This is a genomic window from Peribacillus sp. NPDC096448 (genome assembly GCF_044762675.1).
In the GTDB taxonomy this organism is placed as follows: domain Bacteria; phylum Bacillota; class Bacilli; order Bacillales; family DSM-1321; genus Peribacillus; species Peribacillus frigoritolerans_B.
The window spans coordinates 1-15,864 of sequence record NZ_JBIWEU010000016.1; the positions used below are offsets into that span (position 1 = coordinate 1).

Genomic DNA, 15,864 nt, shown 5'->3' on the forward strand with positions numbered 1-15,864 from the left:
TGAAATTAAAAGGCATGAGCCCAGTAGATTACCGGGTTCATGCCCTCAAGGTTTCCTAATTAAATAAAGTGTCTAACTTTTTGGGTTCACTTCATTAGCGGAATGGTCTTCTTTTTTTAACTTGTATTGCCTTTTCTCCTTAAGAATCCAATTGTTGTACTTGAAATAGGTTGTAATAATGCCCTTGCTTTTTCATAAGTTCTTCGTGTGTTCCCATTTCGGTAATTTCCCCATTATCGATATGAATGATCCGATCGGCATGCGTGATGGTTGATAACCGATGGGCCACGATGATCGTGGTCCGGTTTTTCGCCAAAATGTCCAGCGCCTCCTGGATATAGTGTTCACTTTCCAAATCCAATGCGGAGGTGGCTTCGTCGAGAACGAGGATTGGAGGGTTTTTCAAAAATACCCTCGCAATGGCCACCCGTTGCTTTTGGCCACCGGATAATTTTACTCCCCGCTCCCCGACTTTCGTTTCATACCCTTCTTTTAGACTCATGATGAAGTCATGAGCATTCGCCGCCTTTGCCGCTTCAAATACTTCTTCATCACTTGCATCAGGTCGTCCCATAAGAATGTTGGCCTTAACCGATTCACTAAATAAGATATTATCCTGTAGAACCATTCCTATTTTATCTCTTAGGCTGCGGACTTGATATTTACGGATATCCATCCCATCCAATAATACCCTTCCCTCCGTTACATCATAGAAACGGGAAATCAAACTGACGATCGAGGATTTCCCGCCGCCGCTCATCCCGACAAGTGCAATGGTTTCCCCTGGTTTAACATCCAAGTTTATATGTTTTAAAACGGGTGCCTCTTTCTCGTCGTAAGCAAACGATACATCCTGAAACGTTATTCGGCCATCCACATGCTTCAGCTCTTTCGCCCCTGGTTCGTCATCGATATCATACTTCTCATCCACAAACTCAAAAACCCTGTCCATGGACGCCAATGTCTGGGTCATTGTCGTCGAAGAGTTAACTAAACGTCTGAGGGGATTATATAGCCGATCAATGAAACCGACGAAAGCAACCATGGTGCCCAGTGACAATTGTTCATGAATGACCTGATAACCGGCAAATCCTATCACGAGCAGGGGGGCAATATCCGTGATTGTATTAACGACAGCAAATGACTTGGCATTCCAGCTCGTATGCTTTAGGGCCTTATCGAGGAAATTCTTGTTCTGCTTTGCAAACAATACCTGTTCCCTGTCTTCAATCGCAAAGCTTTTGATGACTGACATCCCTGAAACCCGTTCATGAAGGTGACTCTGTACATCCGCTAACGCTTGGGACCGAATCCTTGTATAAGTTCTCAGCTTGCCAAAGAAATGCTTAATCGAAAATGCGTAAAATGGAAGCATGATGATGGATACAATGGTTAACTTAACGTCCATTGTAAACATGATGACTATCACTATGATGATCGTTGCGATATCGAGCCAAAGGTTCATCAGACCCGTGATGACAAAGTTCTTCGTTTGTTCCACATCCGTGATCATCCTCGAAATGACTTCGCCCACCCTTGTATTGGAATAATATTTAAAACTCAATTTCTGTATATGAGTGAATAAATCATTACGAATATCATATAAGATTTTCGTTCCGGTCCATTGAGCGAAATATTGACGGTAATACTCAATCGGCGGCCTGACTGCAACGAAAATGAATATCATGATGGCCATTGCCCATAAAAGGCGTTCGGACTTCACGGCTTTGGACAGGTCACCGTTTCCGATGATGTCATCCACTATATACTTACTGAGCAATGGAAGCAAAAGCGGAATCGCGAACTTTAGCAATCCAATCAGTACCGTCCCGATTATCTGCCATTTATATGGTTTGACGAATTGCAAATATCTCTTAATGCTCCCCACGGGATTCCTCCTTTTCTTAATCAATAATTCCAAATGCTAAAAAAAGCCCATAACAGTCAATTGGGAATCTTATATGCACTATTCAATTATATTTTCTTTTTCGATAATTAACTATCAAAAGGATTACTTTCATAAACATTTGTAGGAGGTTTAATGGTTCCTGCATTCTTGAAAGATTGAATCAGTCGTGTAGTTACGATACACAATGAAAAAGCCTGCCATATTATGCAGCAGGCCTTTTCTATCATCGATAGGTTAAAAAGCGTTCATACCAACTATCAATAAACTCTGCGGAGAATGGTCCTTTTCGCTGGCGTATCATATAAATCAAATAGTCTACGTTCTGTTTCAATATTGAATCGATGGCATCCGGGTAATTCATTTCTTTCCGATGCCTTTCATATTCATCCTCATCCAGCAAATTAAACGTCATATCTGGGAATACTTTAATGTCCAGGTCATAATCAATGTATTTCAATGCTCCCGAATCGTATGTGAACGGCGAACTGATATTGCAATAATAATAAACCCCGTCCTCTCTCAACATACCAATAACATTAAACCAATACTTTGAATGAAAATAGCAAATCGCCGGCTCTCTCGTAATCCAGGTCCTTCCATCTGATTCCGTTACCATAGTACGGTCATTCGCTGCTATCACCAGATTTTGGGTCCCTTTTAAAACGGTTGTCTCTTCCCAGATACGATGGATATGTCCATTATGTTTATAGCTATGGATTTGGATTTTTCCTCCTTCGGCAGGAACAATCCCCATTAATCTCTCCCTACTTTCTATAGACACCCTGACAGCGTACTGTGCCCTATTCCGTTTGCAGTTGTTGTGTGTATTTAAAATATATACTTTTTTCCATTTACCCTATATTCCTATATTATAGCGATTTATTCATAAATTTAAAACAAAAGTGGCTAATCTCCCAGTGAAAATGTGTAAATAAGTCGAAAAAGTCTGACCATCCACCCATTTCATCTAAGAAATTAGCCGGTTATTTATCGTATGGCTGCCTGTCCTTGCTGAAAATAACGGATGACTTCTTCCGTTTGCTTTTCGAACATATCATGGATACTTTTCAATTCCTGCTTTTTAAGTTGAATCTCTTCCTGAATGGTGACCGCTTCACTCTCCTCTTCAAGGGCAAGGAGCTGCTTCTCTATATCTTGGCATCTTTCGATTTCGGATTGTAAAAGTAAAAGCTTATCCATCGTTTTCAACTGGTTGTTTATAAGCCGGTTAAATTCCTCCATGAATGCACCTTCCTAATCTGTATTTTTTCTATAGTATGTATATTCTATTTTTATCAGCTTTCTCCTTTGACATAAAATGTAAACACAACGAAACATTTGTCGAATTCAATGAAAGGCAAAAAAAAGCACCCTTCATAAGAAGGATGCTTTTCATCGGCAATTAGCCTTGGCTTTTATTGCTTTGAGATTTTTGGTTTTGTTGTTTCACTTCTTGAACGTTAGTTTCAGAAGCAAACTCTGTACCGAATTGGCCTTGTGCTTGACCTTGGCCTTTTCTTTGTTGAGATTGCGCGTTTTGTTGTCTCACTTCTTGAACGTTAGTTTCAGAAGCGAATTCTGTACCGAATTGGCCTTGACCTTGCTGAGATTGCGCGTTTTGTTGTCTTACTTGTTGAACGTCAGTACCTGCTTGTGATTTATTCATGTTTTTAGCCATTGATATCACCTCCACGATAATAAGATAACCATTATCCAGGAGTGCTATCCAACAAAAATCATTTAAATTTTTCCAGTTACATTAAACAAGCAATGAAATGCCTCCATCAACTATTACGGTTTGTCCACGAATCATCCCGGCTCCATCGGAAATTAAAAACAGGATGGTATTCACCATATCTTCCACCTCGACCATCCGTCCAGCGGGAGTCTGTTCTGCCGCCTCAGCAAGCATTTCATCCCGATTCGGGAAAGACTTCAGGGCATCCGTATCGATCACACCGCCTGAAACGGCATTGACACAAATATTTTTAGCAGCCAGTTCGACCGCTAAATATCTTGTCAGGGCTTCAAGCGCAGCTTTGGAAACTCCAACAGCTGTATAATTTTTCAAATAGCGAATGGATCCTAGTGAACTGATGCTGACGATTTTTCCCCCGCCGTTCCTCTCCATTAATTTCGCCGCTTCCTGTGCGCAGAAAAGGAGTGCTTTTGTATTGATGTCCATGGTCCAGTTCCAATGGGATTCCTCCAGCTCCATCAATGGACGCTGCACTCCTGAGGCCGCATTATTGATGAAGATATCCAAACGTCCGTAATAAGCATCGATTTCCTCGAACATGCTTTTCACTTTCGCAACATCACCGACATTTGCCTTAACTACAAGGGCTTTTCGCCCCAACGCCTCAATTTCGGCTGCCACTTCTAATGCTTTCGACTTGCTCCGGGCATAATTAATAACGAGGTCGTAACCTTCCTCCGCAAGCCTTATTGCCGTGCTTCTGCCTAAACCTTTACTGCTACCTGTAACGAGTGCCACTTTTTGTTCCATTCGTTTATTCATCCTTTCTGAGTAAACACCGAGTAATAAAAATCATTTTTTTAAGGAGTGTTACTGTTATGTATGTTGGACGTGATATGACTGAGTTGTCGATGATGAAAAAATCGGATTGGGAAAATGGTGAACTTGCCTATTTTCATCACTCCCTTCAACAAATGGTACCTTATTTAAACCAAGAAGGACAGACTATCCATAGCGAAATCATCAAAGAAATTGAAAATAGAGGCGGACTTAATAGGCAGGAAGCCGATTATACCCACGGAACGCAAACCAGTTACGATTGATTTTATACGGATATGGCTTCGAAAATCAACAAAAGGAAGAGGATATCTTAGCGGATATCCTCTTTTAGCATAATACCACTAGCGCGTTTTTTATTTATTATCAGACGTTATGGACATTGGGCAAATCAGGGCTGCCCCTAAGAATTACATTACCGAATTCTTTTTTCATTCTGAAATGCCCCTGCCTGTTCCTAAGGATTTACAATACGCCCCCCATGTATGAGTATGATGATTGAACCCTTAATCGTTATTCAATACACTCTTTTTCTTTATACGCCTTCATCATTTTTTGGTGGGAAACCGGAAATGCTAACTGCTCCATTTCTGCTTCACTCACCCACTTAAGTTGCTGTTCACTTAATGTCTCTTCACTGATGGCTTCTTTGAGCACTCCGATATACGTGTCCACTTTCCAAACGAGATGTGAGAAAACATGCTCAATTCTCACAAGTGATTCAGTGATTTCCGGTTTGACGCCATACATTTCCTGAAACCGGCTCGCGAAGAATTCCCTCTTATGCAAAAGGGTTGAATGATTTTCGAAATTCGGGTACTCCCAAAGATTTGCAAGCAATCCTTCTGAAGATCGCTTGTGAATTAAAAATTCACCTTTTTCATTCGTTAAAACGGCAGCTACAATTGGTACATCCCGCGTTTTTTTCTTTTGGATTTTTACCGGTAATTCCGACTGGACCCCAGCTTCAAATGCTAGACAATGACTTTGAACGGGGCATAATAGGCAAGCAGGCTTACCTGGTGTGCAGATTAATGCTCCAAGTTCCATCAAGGCTTGATTGAAGGCTGAAGTATGTTCATGATCGATCAGCTTTCTGACGGCAGCTTCGAATGTTTTTCTTGTCTTCGGCTTTGCTATGTCTTCATATATCATTAATATCCTTGATAAAACACGCATGACGTTTCCATCAACGGCTGGCTCCGGCTTGCCGTATGCGATACTAAGAATCGCACCAGCAGTATAAGGGCCGACACCTTTCAATTTGGAGATTTCCTCGGGATCATCCGGTACGATCCCATTGTAGGATTCCTTCACTTCCTGAACGGCACTATGCAGATTTCTTACACGCGAGTAATATCCCAGCCCTTCCCAAGCTTTTAGGATTTTCTCTTCATCGGCATTGGCAAAATCCTCGAGTGTCGGGAACCATTCCACAAACCGGTTGAAATAAGGAATCACCGTGTCCACTCTCGTTTGCTGCAGCATTATTTCAGAAACCCAAACGCGGTACGGGTCCTTATTTTCCCTCCATGGCAATTCTCTTTGTTCTTCGAGAAACCAGGAAACCAAATCTTTTTGAAATTCATCGATTTTTATTTTTTCTATTGTTGGGATCGTTATTTCTTTCACATCAGTTCCTCCAAAGATGTTACACTCTTATCAAAATTGGGAATACCTATAGTAGGCCATTCTTTTTTTAATATCATGTTCATATCCATTTATTTGTAACGGGTCACTTGAAATAAGTCAAAATTATATTCATTTGATGGTTAATATATAAATACGGTATGATGAAAGAAGACCATTTTTTTCAAATTGTGGCAGGGAGGTTAGTTTTTTGGATACAGGTACTCACTTTGTCATGGGAATTGCTCTTGGAGGTCTTGCCACATTAGATCCCGTCATTGCGCAGAGCCCAGTTACTGCAAGTGCAGTCATAGCAGGTACGATATTGGGATCACAAGCTCCGGACATTGACACCGTTTTAAAATTAAGGAATAACGCTGTATATATACGTAACCACCGTGGAATCACGCATTCCATACCCGCTGTTTTACTTTGGCCCTTGATTATCAGCGGAGCAATTTTCGCCATCATACCTGAAGCAAATTACCTTCATCTTTGGCTTTGGACCTTTTTAGCCGTATTCCTTCACGTATTCGTGGATATATTCAATGCTTATGGGACCCAGGCTCTTAGGCCGATATCATCAAAATGGATAGCTTTAGGGGTCATCAATACATTCGATCCGTTCATTTTTGGAATACATGTTGCCGGACTGATATTATGGGGCTTTGGATTTCCTCCAGGCTATTTATTTCTTTCCATTTATGGAATACTCGTCATTTATTACATTTCCAGGTTCAGGGAACAAGCTTTTATAAAAAAAGTGGTCAAAAAGCAAATTCCTGGAGCAAGGAAAATTCTATTATCACCGACCATGCGTTTTCACCGCTGGAAAATTGCAGTGATTACTGAAAAGAATTATTATGTGGCACGGGCCGATAATGGATATGTGAAGATTCTTGATACGTTCGATCGAGTGCCATTGCCTGAAAGTGAAATTCTCGAAGCCGCCAAGAAGGATATCAACTTGGCAGCCTTTCTGTCCTTTTCTCCGGTTTACCGCTTCGAAATCGAACAGATAAAAGAATATTATGAAGTCCGTTTCATCGATTTAAGATACCGCAGCAATGGATATTACCCGTTTGTGGCCGTGGTCCATTTAGACAGCGAATTGAATATCTTGAATTCTTATACCGGCTGGATCTTTAGCGAAGCGAAACTGCAGAAGAAATTGAATATTATTTTGTAGTATATTGAAAAAGAGCTGATTCCAGGGACCCCCTCTGGAATCAGCTTTTTTTAATGCAGTCGATTCTGCTGATTTAATAACTGTTTATATTTAGGGTTTTTTGCAATGAATTCGTGGAATTGCTCTCCGTAATTATCAATCCAGGTCCTTACAACGCGTGATGTCATTTCTTCTCCGGCATATTCATGCCCGGCCTTTGCATAGGTCGCCTCGAAATCTTCCCATAATAATTCCACCCAAGTCAAAGCTTGCTCATACGTGATGTGTTCATTTTTCTCAAGCAGTATCTTGGTTAATCTTTCATGGTAATCATTCATTAGAACCACCTCATTGCCAATATTTTTACAGAATGAACTATACTGTTCCATACCCATACTAGTGGTAAGCGGAAACGCTTCTTTCTTTAATCTGATGCTTGGAGGAGAAAAATTTGCGAAATAAACAAAAAGGATTCCCCAACCAAAACAATAATAAATTCCAAGGCGAGCCTCGTGCAAAGGCAAGATATGCTTCAAAGCGTGCAGATGGAAGTATTAATACACACCCTCAAGAAAGAATGAAAGCTTCAAACGAGCGATCGAATTAAAAGGTACATCAGAAGGAATCGGGTACTTTCCCGGTTCCTTTTTATTTCAGCATTGAAATCGGGAGTGCTTCTTCCTTACCGCTTCCACCCAAGCGGTAACCCCAAGCGAATACGCCATTCATATAATCAATTTTGAAATAGACGCCGGGATCTCCGTCAATTTGATATATTTCACCTTTTTTGAAATCATCCGGATTTAACAAATAAGCCTTGGCCATCGTCACTTTTCGTTCCAATACTGAAAATTCATTAACCATTCCCAATTGCTCTGCTTTTCTCGCTTTTTCAGTCAACGCTGCAATTTCCTGTTGTAGTTCATAGGCAGACATCTTGCTATATCTTACGTCGCTCATATATATGACTCCTCAAATGAATTATTAATTTACTTCTATATTAAACAAAATTTTGTGATTTGGCTATTGATGCACTTAATCATCATCTGGATTGGAAAGATAACGCTCAATCAATTCTATTGGAAAACCTTTTCGGTATAATGCCTGCTTCATTTTTTGTTCATATTCAAAGCCTTCATGGTTTTTATATCGGCGTTGCATTTTTTCGGCATGGTGGCAAAGGGAATCCCATTGTTCATCCTCATCCTTTTCAACCGTCACACCCTCAAGTGCTTCATGGATGACATCTCTAGGGAAACCTTTCCGTAACAAGGTTTGTTCAACTTTCAGCCTTAAAGCTCGCTCGGAAATGTTTTTTTCCTTTTTGACCGCTTTTCCAGCAAGATTCCTTGCATGTTCAATTTGAATATCATAGGGGTACTCCTTCAATGCCTCGACAATCAACTTATCTTGCACCCCTTTTTCCTTAAGCTCAAGCTTAAGGGTGGTGGGCCCTTTATTCCCTCCATTCACATGGGTCCGTACGTAAGCCTTGGAAAATTCAAGGTCGTCTAAATAGTTAAAACTGTATAGTTTATGTATCGCTTCCTTAATGATCGGCTCTTCCGTTTCCTTCTTTTTTAAATGAAGGCGAATTTCCGATTCCGAGCGCATCCGGTATGATAAATAATTAAGAGCATCGGTAAATGCTTTTTGGATTTCATCATGGAATTGTATTTCGGCCAAAAGCAGGTCATCAAGTTCCATACCCTTTTTCAAATGAAATTTCAATAGCACTTCTTCGTCTACACTGAAGGAATATTTTTCGTCAACGAAGATGTTATAACGATCTTTACGTTTCTTTTGGGTTGTTATTTTTGTTATGTTTGGCATAAATTCACCCCCACACCTACTTTACCCCTTTACGTTTACCATTTCTATATATAGCATGTCTAAAAATGAAAAAAGAACATGGGCATGTTAAAGTGAAGGAAAGACAGGGAAAGGAAGTGGTTTTCATGAAAATAGCCATTGCTGGTGGAAGCGGTTTTGTCGGCAAAGCCCTTATTGATGAATTATCAAAAGAAAATCATGATATATATATTTTGACCCGTCATCCCGAAAAATTTAAAAAACAGATTAATTTGACATATATCGGCTGGCTGACCGAGGATGCAAAGCCAGAAAAGTACTTGGAGGGGCTCGATGTGTTCATTAACCTTGCTGGTGAATCTCTGAACAACGGCCGTTGGACACCTGAACGAAAGCGCCGGATTGTCGAAAGCAGGATCGAAGCTTCCAAAGAGATGAACCGGATCATTTCCATACTGCCCGATAAATTGTCCGTCATCATTAATGCAAGTGCAATCGGGTATTATGGTATTTCGGACGATGAAACCTTTACTGAAACCTCTGAATCCATTGGTGATGATTTCTTGGCCCGTACTGTTCAACTATGGGAAAAGGAAGCAGCTAAATCACGCTCTTACAGTAATAGGTTGATCTTAACAAGATTCGGGGTGATTCTTGGGGAAAAAGACGGCGCACTGCCAATGATGGCTCTCCCCTATAAACTATTTGGCGGAGGAAAGGTTGGCAAAGGGAATCAGTGGCTTTCCTGGATTCATATCCATGACGCGGTCCGTGCAATCATCTTTTGCATGAAAGATGCTCGGATAGAAGGTCCAGTCAATTTTACGGCACCGAACCCCGTTCAGATGGATACATTCGGGAAAACGATAGGAGTTGCCTTGCACCGGCCCCATTGGTTAACCGTCCCCCCCTTCTTCCTCAAGAAACTGTTGGGGGAAATGAGCATACTTGTACTTGAGGGGCAAAATGTCCTTCCCACTAAACTTAAAGAGGAAGGATTCACCTTCTCCTTTCCAACCCTTAAAGAAGCTTTACAAAATATCTTAAAAGAAGATTCCCACGTATGAATGGGTCATTTTAGGAAAAAATAGGGATATTAAGTGAATGGAGATGATCTAATTGCTCAAAAAGCACGATAAAGAGAAAAGTAACTTAACCAGTACACAAGCGATTCTTTATGCTCGCGAATTTAAAAAAGCAGATAAAGCTGGTGGATATACCGAGAAGAAATCCCGTCGTTAAGTTTGGAGTTTTTTCCCGTACATTTTGAACAGCCACTCTACACAAAATAAGCTGGAGATGATTAGTGAATTCATCTCCAGCTTATTCTTTATTCCAGGGGGCGATAACATGGGACGAAATAACATACACCATAATCGAGATAAGAACAAACAGAAACTTCCTCAGGTTCCCAAAAACCTGAAAAGTGACGGACTTGACGTTGAATATTCTTCAGAACTGGCTGACCAGGAAGATATCGAGGCACAAGCCCGTGCAAATGCGGCAGACCGCCGTGCTCATAATCGCCGCTAATAAGCAGAATAAACCAAACGAAGGGGCTGTAATTCAGCCCCTTGTTTTTTCATTATTCACACAGCTTATCCACACCCCTGTGTATATTGTGGATATATTCTGAAAATACTGATAAAAAATAAGCACAATAAACCACCTTATTAACATGAAAATAATGTTATTTCTGGATAACCCTGTGGATTATGTGGATAAAGGAGATATTGCGCTAACCACCCTGCATTTTTGTTGTGGATAACTATTCTCTCTCCGTCATTTGTTCCACAGGATTATTATTTATATAATAATTCATCCATCTCTATTACATTCCCAGCAATTCTAAATGACTTTTCCGATCATAACGTGGTGTTGTATCGGATGCCGCCCCCTGCATTAAAGAAGGTTCCCCAAACCTTTGCCATCAACATTTTCTTCCAACTGTTTACGAAGCAAGAACTTTTGTATCTTCCCACTTGCATTCCGAGGCAGTTCATTACAGAAGATATATCTCCTTGGACGTTTATAGTTCGCCAGAGTATTACTGTTCTTACACCAAGTTTCTAAATCGGTTTCCGCAAGCGAAGGGTCTTTGGCTACGATGAAAGCCGTTACCGTTTCTCCCCATTGATCATCCGGCTGACCAATTACTGCACAGTCAAGAATTCCTTGATGCTCATATAGTGTATCCTCCACTTCGCGTGGATAAATATTTTCCCCTCCAGAAATAATCATGTCGTCCACACGGTCCTTGACCCACAGATATCCATCTTCATCCAGGAAGCCGATGTCACCGGAATGGTACCAGCCTTTGTAGAGCGCCTTTTCGGTCTCTCTTTCTTTTTGAAAGTAACCTTGCATGATGCACGGACCCTTTACGAGGATTTCCCCTGTTTCCCTAGGTTCCAGCATATCCCCGGGATCCGATGGCCCTTCGTCATTCGGACGGGCAATGATGATTTCATGATCGGAACATGCCTTGCCAGCAGAACCCGCTTTCCTAATTTGATCTTCCTCCATTAGGAGAGTGATGGCGGGACCCATTTCAGTCATTCCATAAGCTTGGATGAACTGGATGCCAAGTTTCTCCTGACAGGCACGTACAAGTGATGGAGCCATCGGGGCTGCTCCATAAAGCCCTAGCCTCAAACTCTGGAATTTATACTTCTCCAAGTTTTCCTGAATGAGCATGTTCCACATCGTTGGTGCAGCAAAAAACTTGGTGATCCCCTCGGATTCAATCAGTTCCATGACCTTTTTGGGATTAAACTGATGTAATATGACATTAGCGGCACCGACCTGTACGCGAGGTAAAAAAGAGCAGTGCAATTCAGCACAATGAAACATCGGGGCAGTAATCAAACCGATATCAGAGCGTTCATACTTCATGGCCTCTATTAAAATCCCGGCTTGTTTGACCATGTCTTTATGAAGGTGAATGACCCCTTTGGGACGTCCGGTTGTCCCGCTCGTATACATGATGGCATAAATGTCATCTTCGTGCACTTCCACTTCATCTGGCTTTGATGAGATACTGGCCAATTTCTGGCGGTAACCTTTGGCATACCCAGGCACATCCTCATCAATATACCAGAAGGCCGTTTCCGGAAATCGCTTTTCAACCGCGGCAACGTTCGTTTCCAATTCATGTTCGAATAAAACGACCTTTGGAGCAGCTTCGTTCAAGATGAAGGCCAACTCTTCCGGCATTAAACGGAAGTTGATCGGATTAAAGATTGCACCTATTTTTGCACAGGCAAAGAACGCTGTTGCAAGCTCTTCATTGTTGTAAAGGTACGTAGAGACCCTGTCCCCTTTTCGCACCCCTTCCGCTTGAAGGGCCGCCGCCAACCTATTCACCTGTTCATTCCATTGAATGTACGTATAGCGGATATTCCTTCTCACGTCGTAGATAGCTTCTTTAATGGGGAATTCCTGAACCGTCTGATCAAAGATATTTTTAATCGTTACTGACATATCATTTTCCTCCTCAAGTAACCACCATCAACAGGAAGAATTCAGTAAAGCCTGCCGATGGTCGGCTTCATCCCTTTTTCAGCTTTTTACTTTCGTGCGAATTACGAATATTCATAAATGGAAGTCCAGATTCAGTCCAATCTTTCAATGATGGTCGCATTCGCCATGCCGTGGCCTTCACACATTGTTTGTAGCCCATAACGGCCGCCCGTCCTTTCTAACTCATGAATCATGGACACCATCAATCGGGCCCCGCTGCCGCCAAGAGGATGCCCCAGGGCAATCGCCCCGCCATTTGGATTCAGCTTCTTGGGGTCTGCCCCCGTTTCTTTTAGCCAGGCAATCGGTACAGGAGCGAAAGCCTCATTCACTTCAAAGATATCGATATCATCAATTGTAAGACCTGCTTTTTCCAAAGCTTTTTTGGTGGCGGGTATTGGTCCCGTTAGCATCAGGGTAGGATCTGCCCCGACAACAACCCGTGTATGCACTTTAAAGCGCGCCTTCAATCCAAGTTCTTCGGCTTTACTGCGTTCCATCAATAATAAAGCGGCAGCACCGTCACTGATCTGACTTGAGTTCCCTGCATGGATTAAACCGTCTTCTTGAAAAACCGGTTTCAACCCAGCAAGCACTTCAAGCGTAGTTCCGCCCCTTGGTCCTTGATCTTCCGTAACTTCGATTTGATTTCCTTCTTTATCAGTACCCGTTACTGATATCATTTCACGGTTAAAATGCCCTTCTTTTTGTGCACGTATTGCCTTGGCATGACTCTCAACGGAAAACTGATCACAATCTTTTCGTGTTATTCCCCACTTATCGGCGATTCTTTCAGCTGATAACCCTTGGTTGATCACCTCATATAATTTCATATACTTTTGGCTTGTTACAGCACCTTGATAATTAGATCCCATGGGAACTCTTGACATGTTTTCCACTCCACCGGCCACTACCACATCCATATCACCCGACAAGATGGCCTGGGAAGCGAAATGTACTGCCTGCTGACTTGATCCGCATTGACGGTCAATCGTCGTTCCCGGCACTTCAATCGGAAATCCGGCAATAAGTGCAGCAACCCTTGCTATATCACCGGCCTGTTCACCCGACTGTGAAACACAGCCTAAAATTACATCATCGACAATAGCCGGATCGATGCCCGCCTTTTCAATCAGACTCTTCAATACTTCACCTGCCAGATCATCAGGGCGAACGTCTTTCAAGACACCGTTCCTTCTGCCTACCGGCGTGCGAATCCCTTCAACGATAACCACTTCCCGCATATACTCTCTTCCCCTCTCATCCTTTTATTATAGGCCCAGGTTCTTAGCGATGATTTTCTTCATGATTTCATTTGTCCCGGCATAGATGCTTGCTACCGGAACATCCCGATACCTTCTGGCAATCTTGTATTCCTCCATATATCCATAGCCGCCATGGAGCTGCATGCATTCAATGGATATTTTTCTGGCAGTCTCCGTCAAACGCCATTTTGCCATCGAAACTTCCGTTACAACCTGTTCACCAGCCATATGTTTGGCGATCAATTGATCTAGGAAGGCACGCCCCATTTTGATCTCCGTTGCCATTTCCGCGATTTTGAATTGAGTATTTTGAAACTGACTTACTGATTTTCCGAACGCTTCCCTGCCCTTCACGTACTCAATCGTATCGACCAGCATATCCTCAGACGCGGTTTGTGCACAAATTGCCACCACAAGTCGTTCCTGCTGCAGTTTTTCCATTAAGTAAGTAAACCCCTTGCCTTCTTCTCCAAGCAGGTTTTCCTTTGGAACACGGCAATCCTCGAAGATGAGTTCTGCTGTATCCTGACTGTGCAAGCCAAGTTTCTTCAGTTTTCTCCCCCTCGAAAACCCGGGTGTATCCCTTTCGACCACGACTAAGCTTACGCCTTTATGTTTCGGAACGGCACTGGGATCCGTTTTACAGGCAACAATGACTAAATCAGAATGAATGCCATTTGTGATGAATGTCTTTTGGCCATTTAATATGTAATAATCTCCATCCAAAATGGCAGTCGTTTTTATATTGGCCAAATCCGAACCTGTACCAGGCTCTGTCATGGCAATGGCTGTAATGATTTCCCCTGTCGTGCATTTAGGAAGCCAGCGCTGTTTCTGCGACTCTGTTCCGTATGCGGAAATATACGGAACGGTGATGTCACTGTGAAGTCCGAAACCAATGAACCCAGAACCAACCCTTTCCAATTCCTCATTAATTATAACGGCAAAGCCCCAATCTACCCCGGAACCCCCATAATCTTCTTCAAGATCCGGACATATAAATCCCTGTTCCCCCATTTTAACCCAAAAAGACCGGGGAATGATCCTCTCTTCTTCCCATCGTTCATAGTGGGGAACTGCTTCTTTCTCTAAAAACTTTCGGAAGGACTTACGGAAAATTTCATGTTCTTCACTTAGATATGGATGCTTCATCTGTTTTATCTCCTTTCCATTCCTTTGTCGGAGCTTCTTTTTCTAGATTTACAATGGATTACCCTGAAGGGATTAACAACTTACCTTGGTGACATTCTAATGGCCCCATCCAGTCGGATGGTTTCCCCATTCAGCATTGGATTGGTTATGATGCTTTCCGTTAGTTTAGCGTACTCTTCTGGATACCCGAGCCTTGATGGGAATGGCACGGTTTTCCCTAATGACATCCTAGCTTCTTCAGGTAATGAATCGAACATCGGAGTATGGAATAGACCCGGTGCAATCGATACGACACGTATCCCTTTGGTGGCAAGCTCCCTTGCGATCGGCAGAGTCATACCGACAATTCCACCCTTGGAGGCACTATATGCGGCTTGTCCGATTTGTCCTTCAAAAGCAGCTACCGAAGCTGTATTGATAATGACCCCACGCTCCCCCTCTTGGTTCGGTTCATTATCGACCATTTTTTCCGCCGCAAGCCGTATTACATTAAACGTACCGACCAAATTGATTTGCACGACATTTGAGAACGCTTTCAATTGATGTGCACCTTTTCTGCCTATGACCTTCTCTGCAATCGCAATGCCTGCACAGTTAATGACCGTATTGATGCTCCCGAATTTTTTCATTCCTCCACCCAACGCTGCCTCTACGCTTTCTTCACTGGTAACATCCGTTTTAATGAACAGGACTGAATCTCCCAATTCCTGAGCCATTTTAGCGCCATTTTCTTCCGAGAGGTCAAATATGACCGCTTTTCCTCCTTTTTTAATGATGTTTCTTACTGTCGCGGCTCCCAGACCTGAAGCTCCGCCTGTCACAACTGCAATGGTTTCTTGAATTTCCAAATCCTCACCCCATTTGTTTCTAG

At 42.3% G+C, this 15,864-nt stretch carries 19 protein-coding genes; 6 read left to right on the forward strand and 13 right to left on the reverse strand.

All coding sequences use genetic code 11. The features are described from left to right. Positions 1-139 precede the first annotated feature (139 nt). The 5 genes from ACIQ0C_RS21890 to fabL form a co-directional block, all read right to left on the reverse strand. Positions 140-1,888, reverse strand: a complete 1,749-nt coding sequence (locus ACIQ0C_RS21890) for an ABC transporter ATP-binding protein (protein ID WP_402842594.1) — start codon at positions 1,886-1,888, stop codon at positions 140-142. Between the two features lie 244 nt (positions 1,889-2,132). After that, positions 2,133-2,663: a nucleoside tri-diphosphate phosphatase gene (ntdP, locus tag ACIQ0C_RS21895; RefSeq protein ID WP_048685440.1), complete on the reverse strand. Its 531-nt coding sequence runs from the start codon at positions 2,661-2,663 to the stop codon at positions 2,133-2,135. A 233-nt stretch (positions 2,664-2,896) separates the two neighbouring features. Continuing rightward, a complete protein-coding gene (locus tag ACIQ0C_RS21900; protein WP_063577340.1) occupies positions 2,897-3,151 on the reverse strand; it encodes a YgaB family protein in 255 nt (84 codons plus the stop codon). 160 nt (positions 3,152-3,311) lie between these two features. Then, a complete protein-coding gene (locus ACIQ0C_RS21905; protein WP_403063954.1) occupies positions 3,312-3,587 on the reverse strand; it encodes a gamma-type small acid-soluble spore protein in 276 nt (91 codons plus the stop codon). An 81-nt stretch (positions 3,588-3,668) separates the two neighbouring features. After that, on the reverse strand, positions 3,669-4,418 hold the full coding sequence (gene fabL, locus ACIQ0C_RS21910; protein WP_402842602.1) for an enoyl-[acyl-carrier-protein] reductase FabL: 750 nt from the start codon (positions 4,416-4,418) through the stop codon (positions 3,669-3,671). A 68-nt stretch (positions 4,419-4,486) separates the two neighbouring features. Between fabL and ACIQ0C_RS21915 the strand changes: the two genes are divergently transcribed. Next, on the forward strand, positions 4,487-4,711 hold the full coding sequence (locus ACIQ0C_RS21915) for a hypothetical protein (RefSeq protein ID WP_402842605.1): 225 nt from the start codon (positions 4,487-4,489) through the stop codon (positions 4,709-4,711). A 247-nt stretch (positions 4,712-4,958) separates the two neighbouring features. On the opposite strand, the gene mutY is transcribed toward ACIQ0C_RS21915, so the two are convergent. Further along, complete coding sequence (gene mutY, locus ACIQ0C_RS21920; protein ID WP_403063957.1) at positions 4,959-6,077, reverse strand: A/G-specific adenine glycosylase; 1,119 nt, start codon at positions 6,075-6,077, stop codon at positions 4,959-4,961. A gap of 208 nt (positions 6,078-6,285) precedes the next feature. Between mutY and ACIQ0C_RS21925 the strand changes: the two genes are divergently transcribed. Next, the gene (locus tag ACIQ0C_RS21925; RefSeq protein WP_403063960.1) at positions 6,286-7,263 is read left to right on the forward strand and encodes a metal-dependent hydrolase; all 978 of its coding nucleotides are present in this window, start codon (positions 6,286-6,288) and stop codon (positions 7,261-7,263) included. Between the two features lie 50 nt (positions 7,264-7,313). Here ACIQ0C_RS21925 and ACIQ0C_RS21930 read toward each other — a convergent pair whose 3' ends face one another. Further along, positions 7,314-7,580 (reverse strand): YfhJ family protein, encoded by a 267-nt coding sequence (locus tag ACIQ0C_RS21930; protein ID WP_096339008.1) that lies wholly within the window; start codon positions 7,578-7,580, stop codon positions 7,314-7,316. 113 nt (positions 7,581-7,693) lie between these two features. Here ACIQ0C_RS21930 and ACIQ0C_RS21935 point away from each other — a divergent pair, with 113 nt between their 5' ends. Further along, positions 7,694-7,849, forward strand: coding sequence for a small, acid-soluble spore protein K (locus tag ACIQ0C_RS21935; protein ID WP_034305387.1), 156 nt, complete (start codon positions 7,694-7,696; stop codon positions 7,847-7,849). A 41-nt stretch (positions 7,850-7,890) separates the two neighbouring features. Here ACIQ0C_RS21935 and ACIQ0C_RS21940 read toward each other — a convergent pair whose 3' ends face one another. Further along, entirely contained in the window at positions 7,891-8,202 is a 312-nt protein-coding gene (locus ACIQ0C_RS21940; protein ID WP_403063963.1) for a YfhH family protein, read from the reverse strand. 75 nt (positions 8,203-8,277) lie between these two features. Then, complete coding sequence (gene recX / locus ACIQ0C_RS21945) at positions 8,278-9,075, reverse strand: recombination regulator RecX (protein WP_403063966.1); 798 nt, start codon at positions 9,073-9,075, stop codon at positions 8,278-8,280. Positions 9,076-9,200: 125 nt separating this feature from the next. Here recX and ACIQ0C_RS21950 point away from each other — a divergent pair, with 125 nt between their 5' ends. From ACIQ0C_RS21950 to ACIQ0C_RS21960, 3 genes are all read left to right on the forward strand, one after another. Then, entirely contained in the window at positions 9,201-10,121 is a 921-nt protein-coding gene (locus tag ACIQ0C_RS21950) for a TIGR01777 family oxidoreductase (protein WP_403064070.1), read from the forward strand. A gap of 52 nt (positions 10,122-10,173) precedes the next feature. Next, positions 10,174-10,296, forward strand: coding sequence for a YfhE family protein (locus ACIQ0C_RS21955; protein WP_252279825.1), 123 nt, complete (start codon positions 10,174-10,176; stop codon positions 10,294-10,296). A gap of 108 nt (positions 10,297-10,404) precedes the next feature. Then, a complete protein-coding gene (locus ACIQ0C_RS21960) occupies positions 10,405-10,587 on the forward strand; it encodes a YfhD family protein (RefSeq protein WP_034306455.1) in 183 nt (60 codons plus the stop codon). Between the two features lie 369 nt (positions 10,588-10,956). Here ACIQ0C_RS21960 and ACIQ0C_RS21965 read toward each other — a convergent pair whose 3' ends face one another. The 4 genes from ACIQ0C_RS21965 to ACIQ0C_RS21980 all read right to left on the reverse strand — a co-directional run bounded on the left by ACIQ0C_RS21965 (position 10,957) and on the right by ACIQ0C_RS21980 (position 15,841). Then, positions 10,957-12,537: a fatty acid--CoA ligase gene (locus ACIQ0C_RS21965; RefSeq protein WP_403063969.1), complete on the reverse strand. Its 1,581-nt coding sequence runs from the start codon at positions 12,535-12,537 to the stop codon at positions 10,957-10,959. Positions 12,538-12,668: 131 nt separating this feature from the next. Next, positions 12,669-13,820: a thiolase family protein gene (locus tag ACIQ0C_RS21970; protein ID WP_403063972.1), complete on the reverse strand. Its 1,152-nt coding sequence runs from the start codon at positions 13,818-13,820 to the stop codon at positions 12,669-12,671. Between the two features lie 27 nt (positions 13,821-13,847). Further along, positions 13,848-14,993, reverse strand: coding sequence for an acyl-CoA dehydrogenase family protein (locus ACIQ0C_RS21975; protein WP_403063975.1), 1,146 nt, complete (start codon positions 14,991-14,993; stop codon positions 13,848-13,850). A gap of 80 nt (positions 14,994-15,073) precedes the next feature. Next, positions 15,074-15,841 (reverse strand): 3-hydroxyacyl-CoA dehydrogenase, encoded by a 768-nt coding sequence (locus ACIQ0C_RS21980; RefSeq protein WP_403063978.1) that lies wholly within the window; start codon positions 15,839-15,841, stop codon positions 15,074-15,076. Between the last annotated feature and the right edge of the window lie 23 nt (positions 15,842-15,864).

Coding starts and splice junctions, on each gene's coding strand:
- ntdP (WP_048685440.1), bottom strand. CDS start 2,663: ATGGGGATTGTTCCTGCCGAAGGAGGAAAAATCCAAATCCATAGCTAT.
- ACIQ0C_RS21900 (WP_063577340.1), bottom strand. CDS start 3,151: ATGGAGGAATTTAACCGGCTTATAAACAACCAGTTGAAAACGATGGAT.
- ACIQ0C_RS21905 (WP_403063954.1), bottom strand. CDS start 3,587: ATGGCTAAAAACATGAATAAATCACAAGCAGGTACTGACGTTCAACAA.
- fabL (WP_402842602.1), bottom strand. CDS start 4,418: ATGGAACAAAAAGTGGCACTCGTTACAGGTAGCAGTAAAGGTTTAGGC.
- ACIQ0C_RS21915 (WP_402842605.1), top strand. CDS start 4,487: ATGTATGTTGGACGTGATATGACTGAGTTGTCGATGATGAAAAAATCG.
- ACIQ0C_RS21930 (WP_096339008.1), bottom strand. CDS start 7,580: ATGAATGATTACCATGAAAGATTAACCAAGATACTGCTTGAGAAAAAT.
- ACIQ0C_RS21940 (WP_403063963.1), bottom strand. CDS start 8,202: ATGAGCGACGTAAGATATAGCAAGATGTCTGCCTATGAACTACAACAG.
- recX (WP_403063966.1), bottom strand. CDS start 9,075: ATGCCAAACATAACAAAAATAACAACCCAAAAGAAACGTAAAGATCGT.
- ACIQ0C_RS21950 (WP_403064070.1), top strand. CDS start 9,201: ATGAAAATAGCCATTGCTGGTGGAAGCGGTTTTGTCGGCAAAGCCCTT.
- ACIQ0C_RS21960 (WP_034306455.1), top strand. CDS start 10,405: ATGGGACGAAATAACATACACCATAATCGAGATAAGAACAAACAGAAA.
- ACIQ0C_RS21965 (WP_403063969.1), bottom strand. CDS start 12,537: ATGTCAGTAACGATTAAAAATATCTTTGATCAGACGGTTCAGGAATTC.
- ACIQ0C_RS21970 (WP_403063972.1), bottom strand. CDS start 13,820: ATGCGGGAAGTGGTTATCGTTGAAGGGATTCGCACGCCGGTAGGCAGA.
- ACIQ0C_RS21975 (WP_403063975.1), bottom strand. CDS start 14,993: ATGAAGCATCCATATCTAAGTGAAGAACATGAAATTTTCCGTAAGTCC.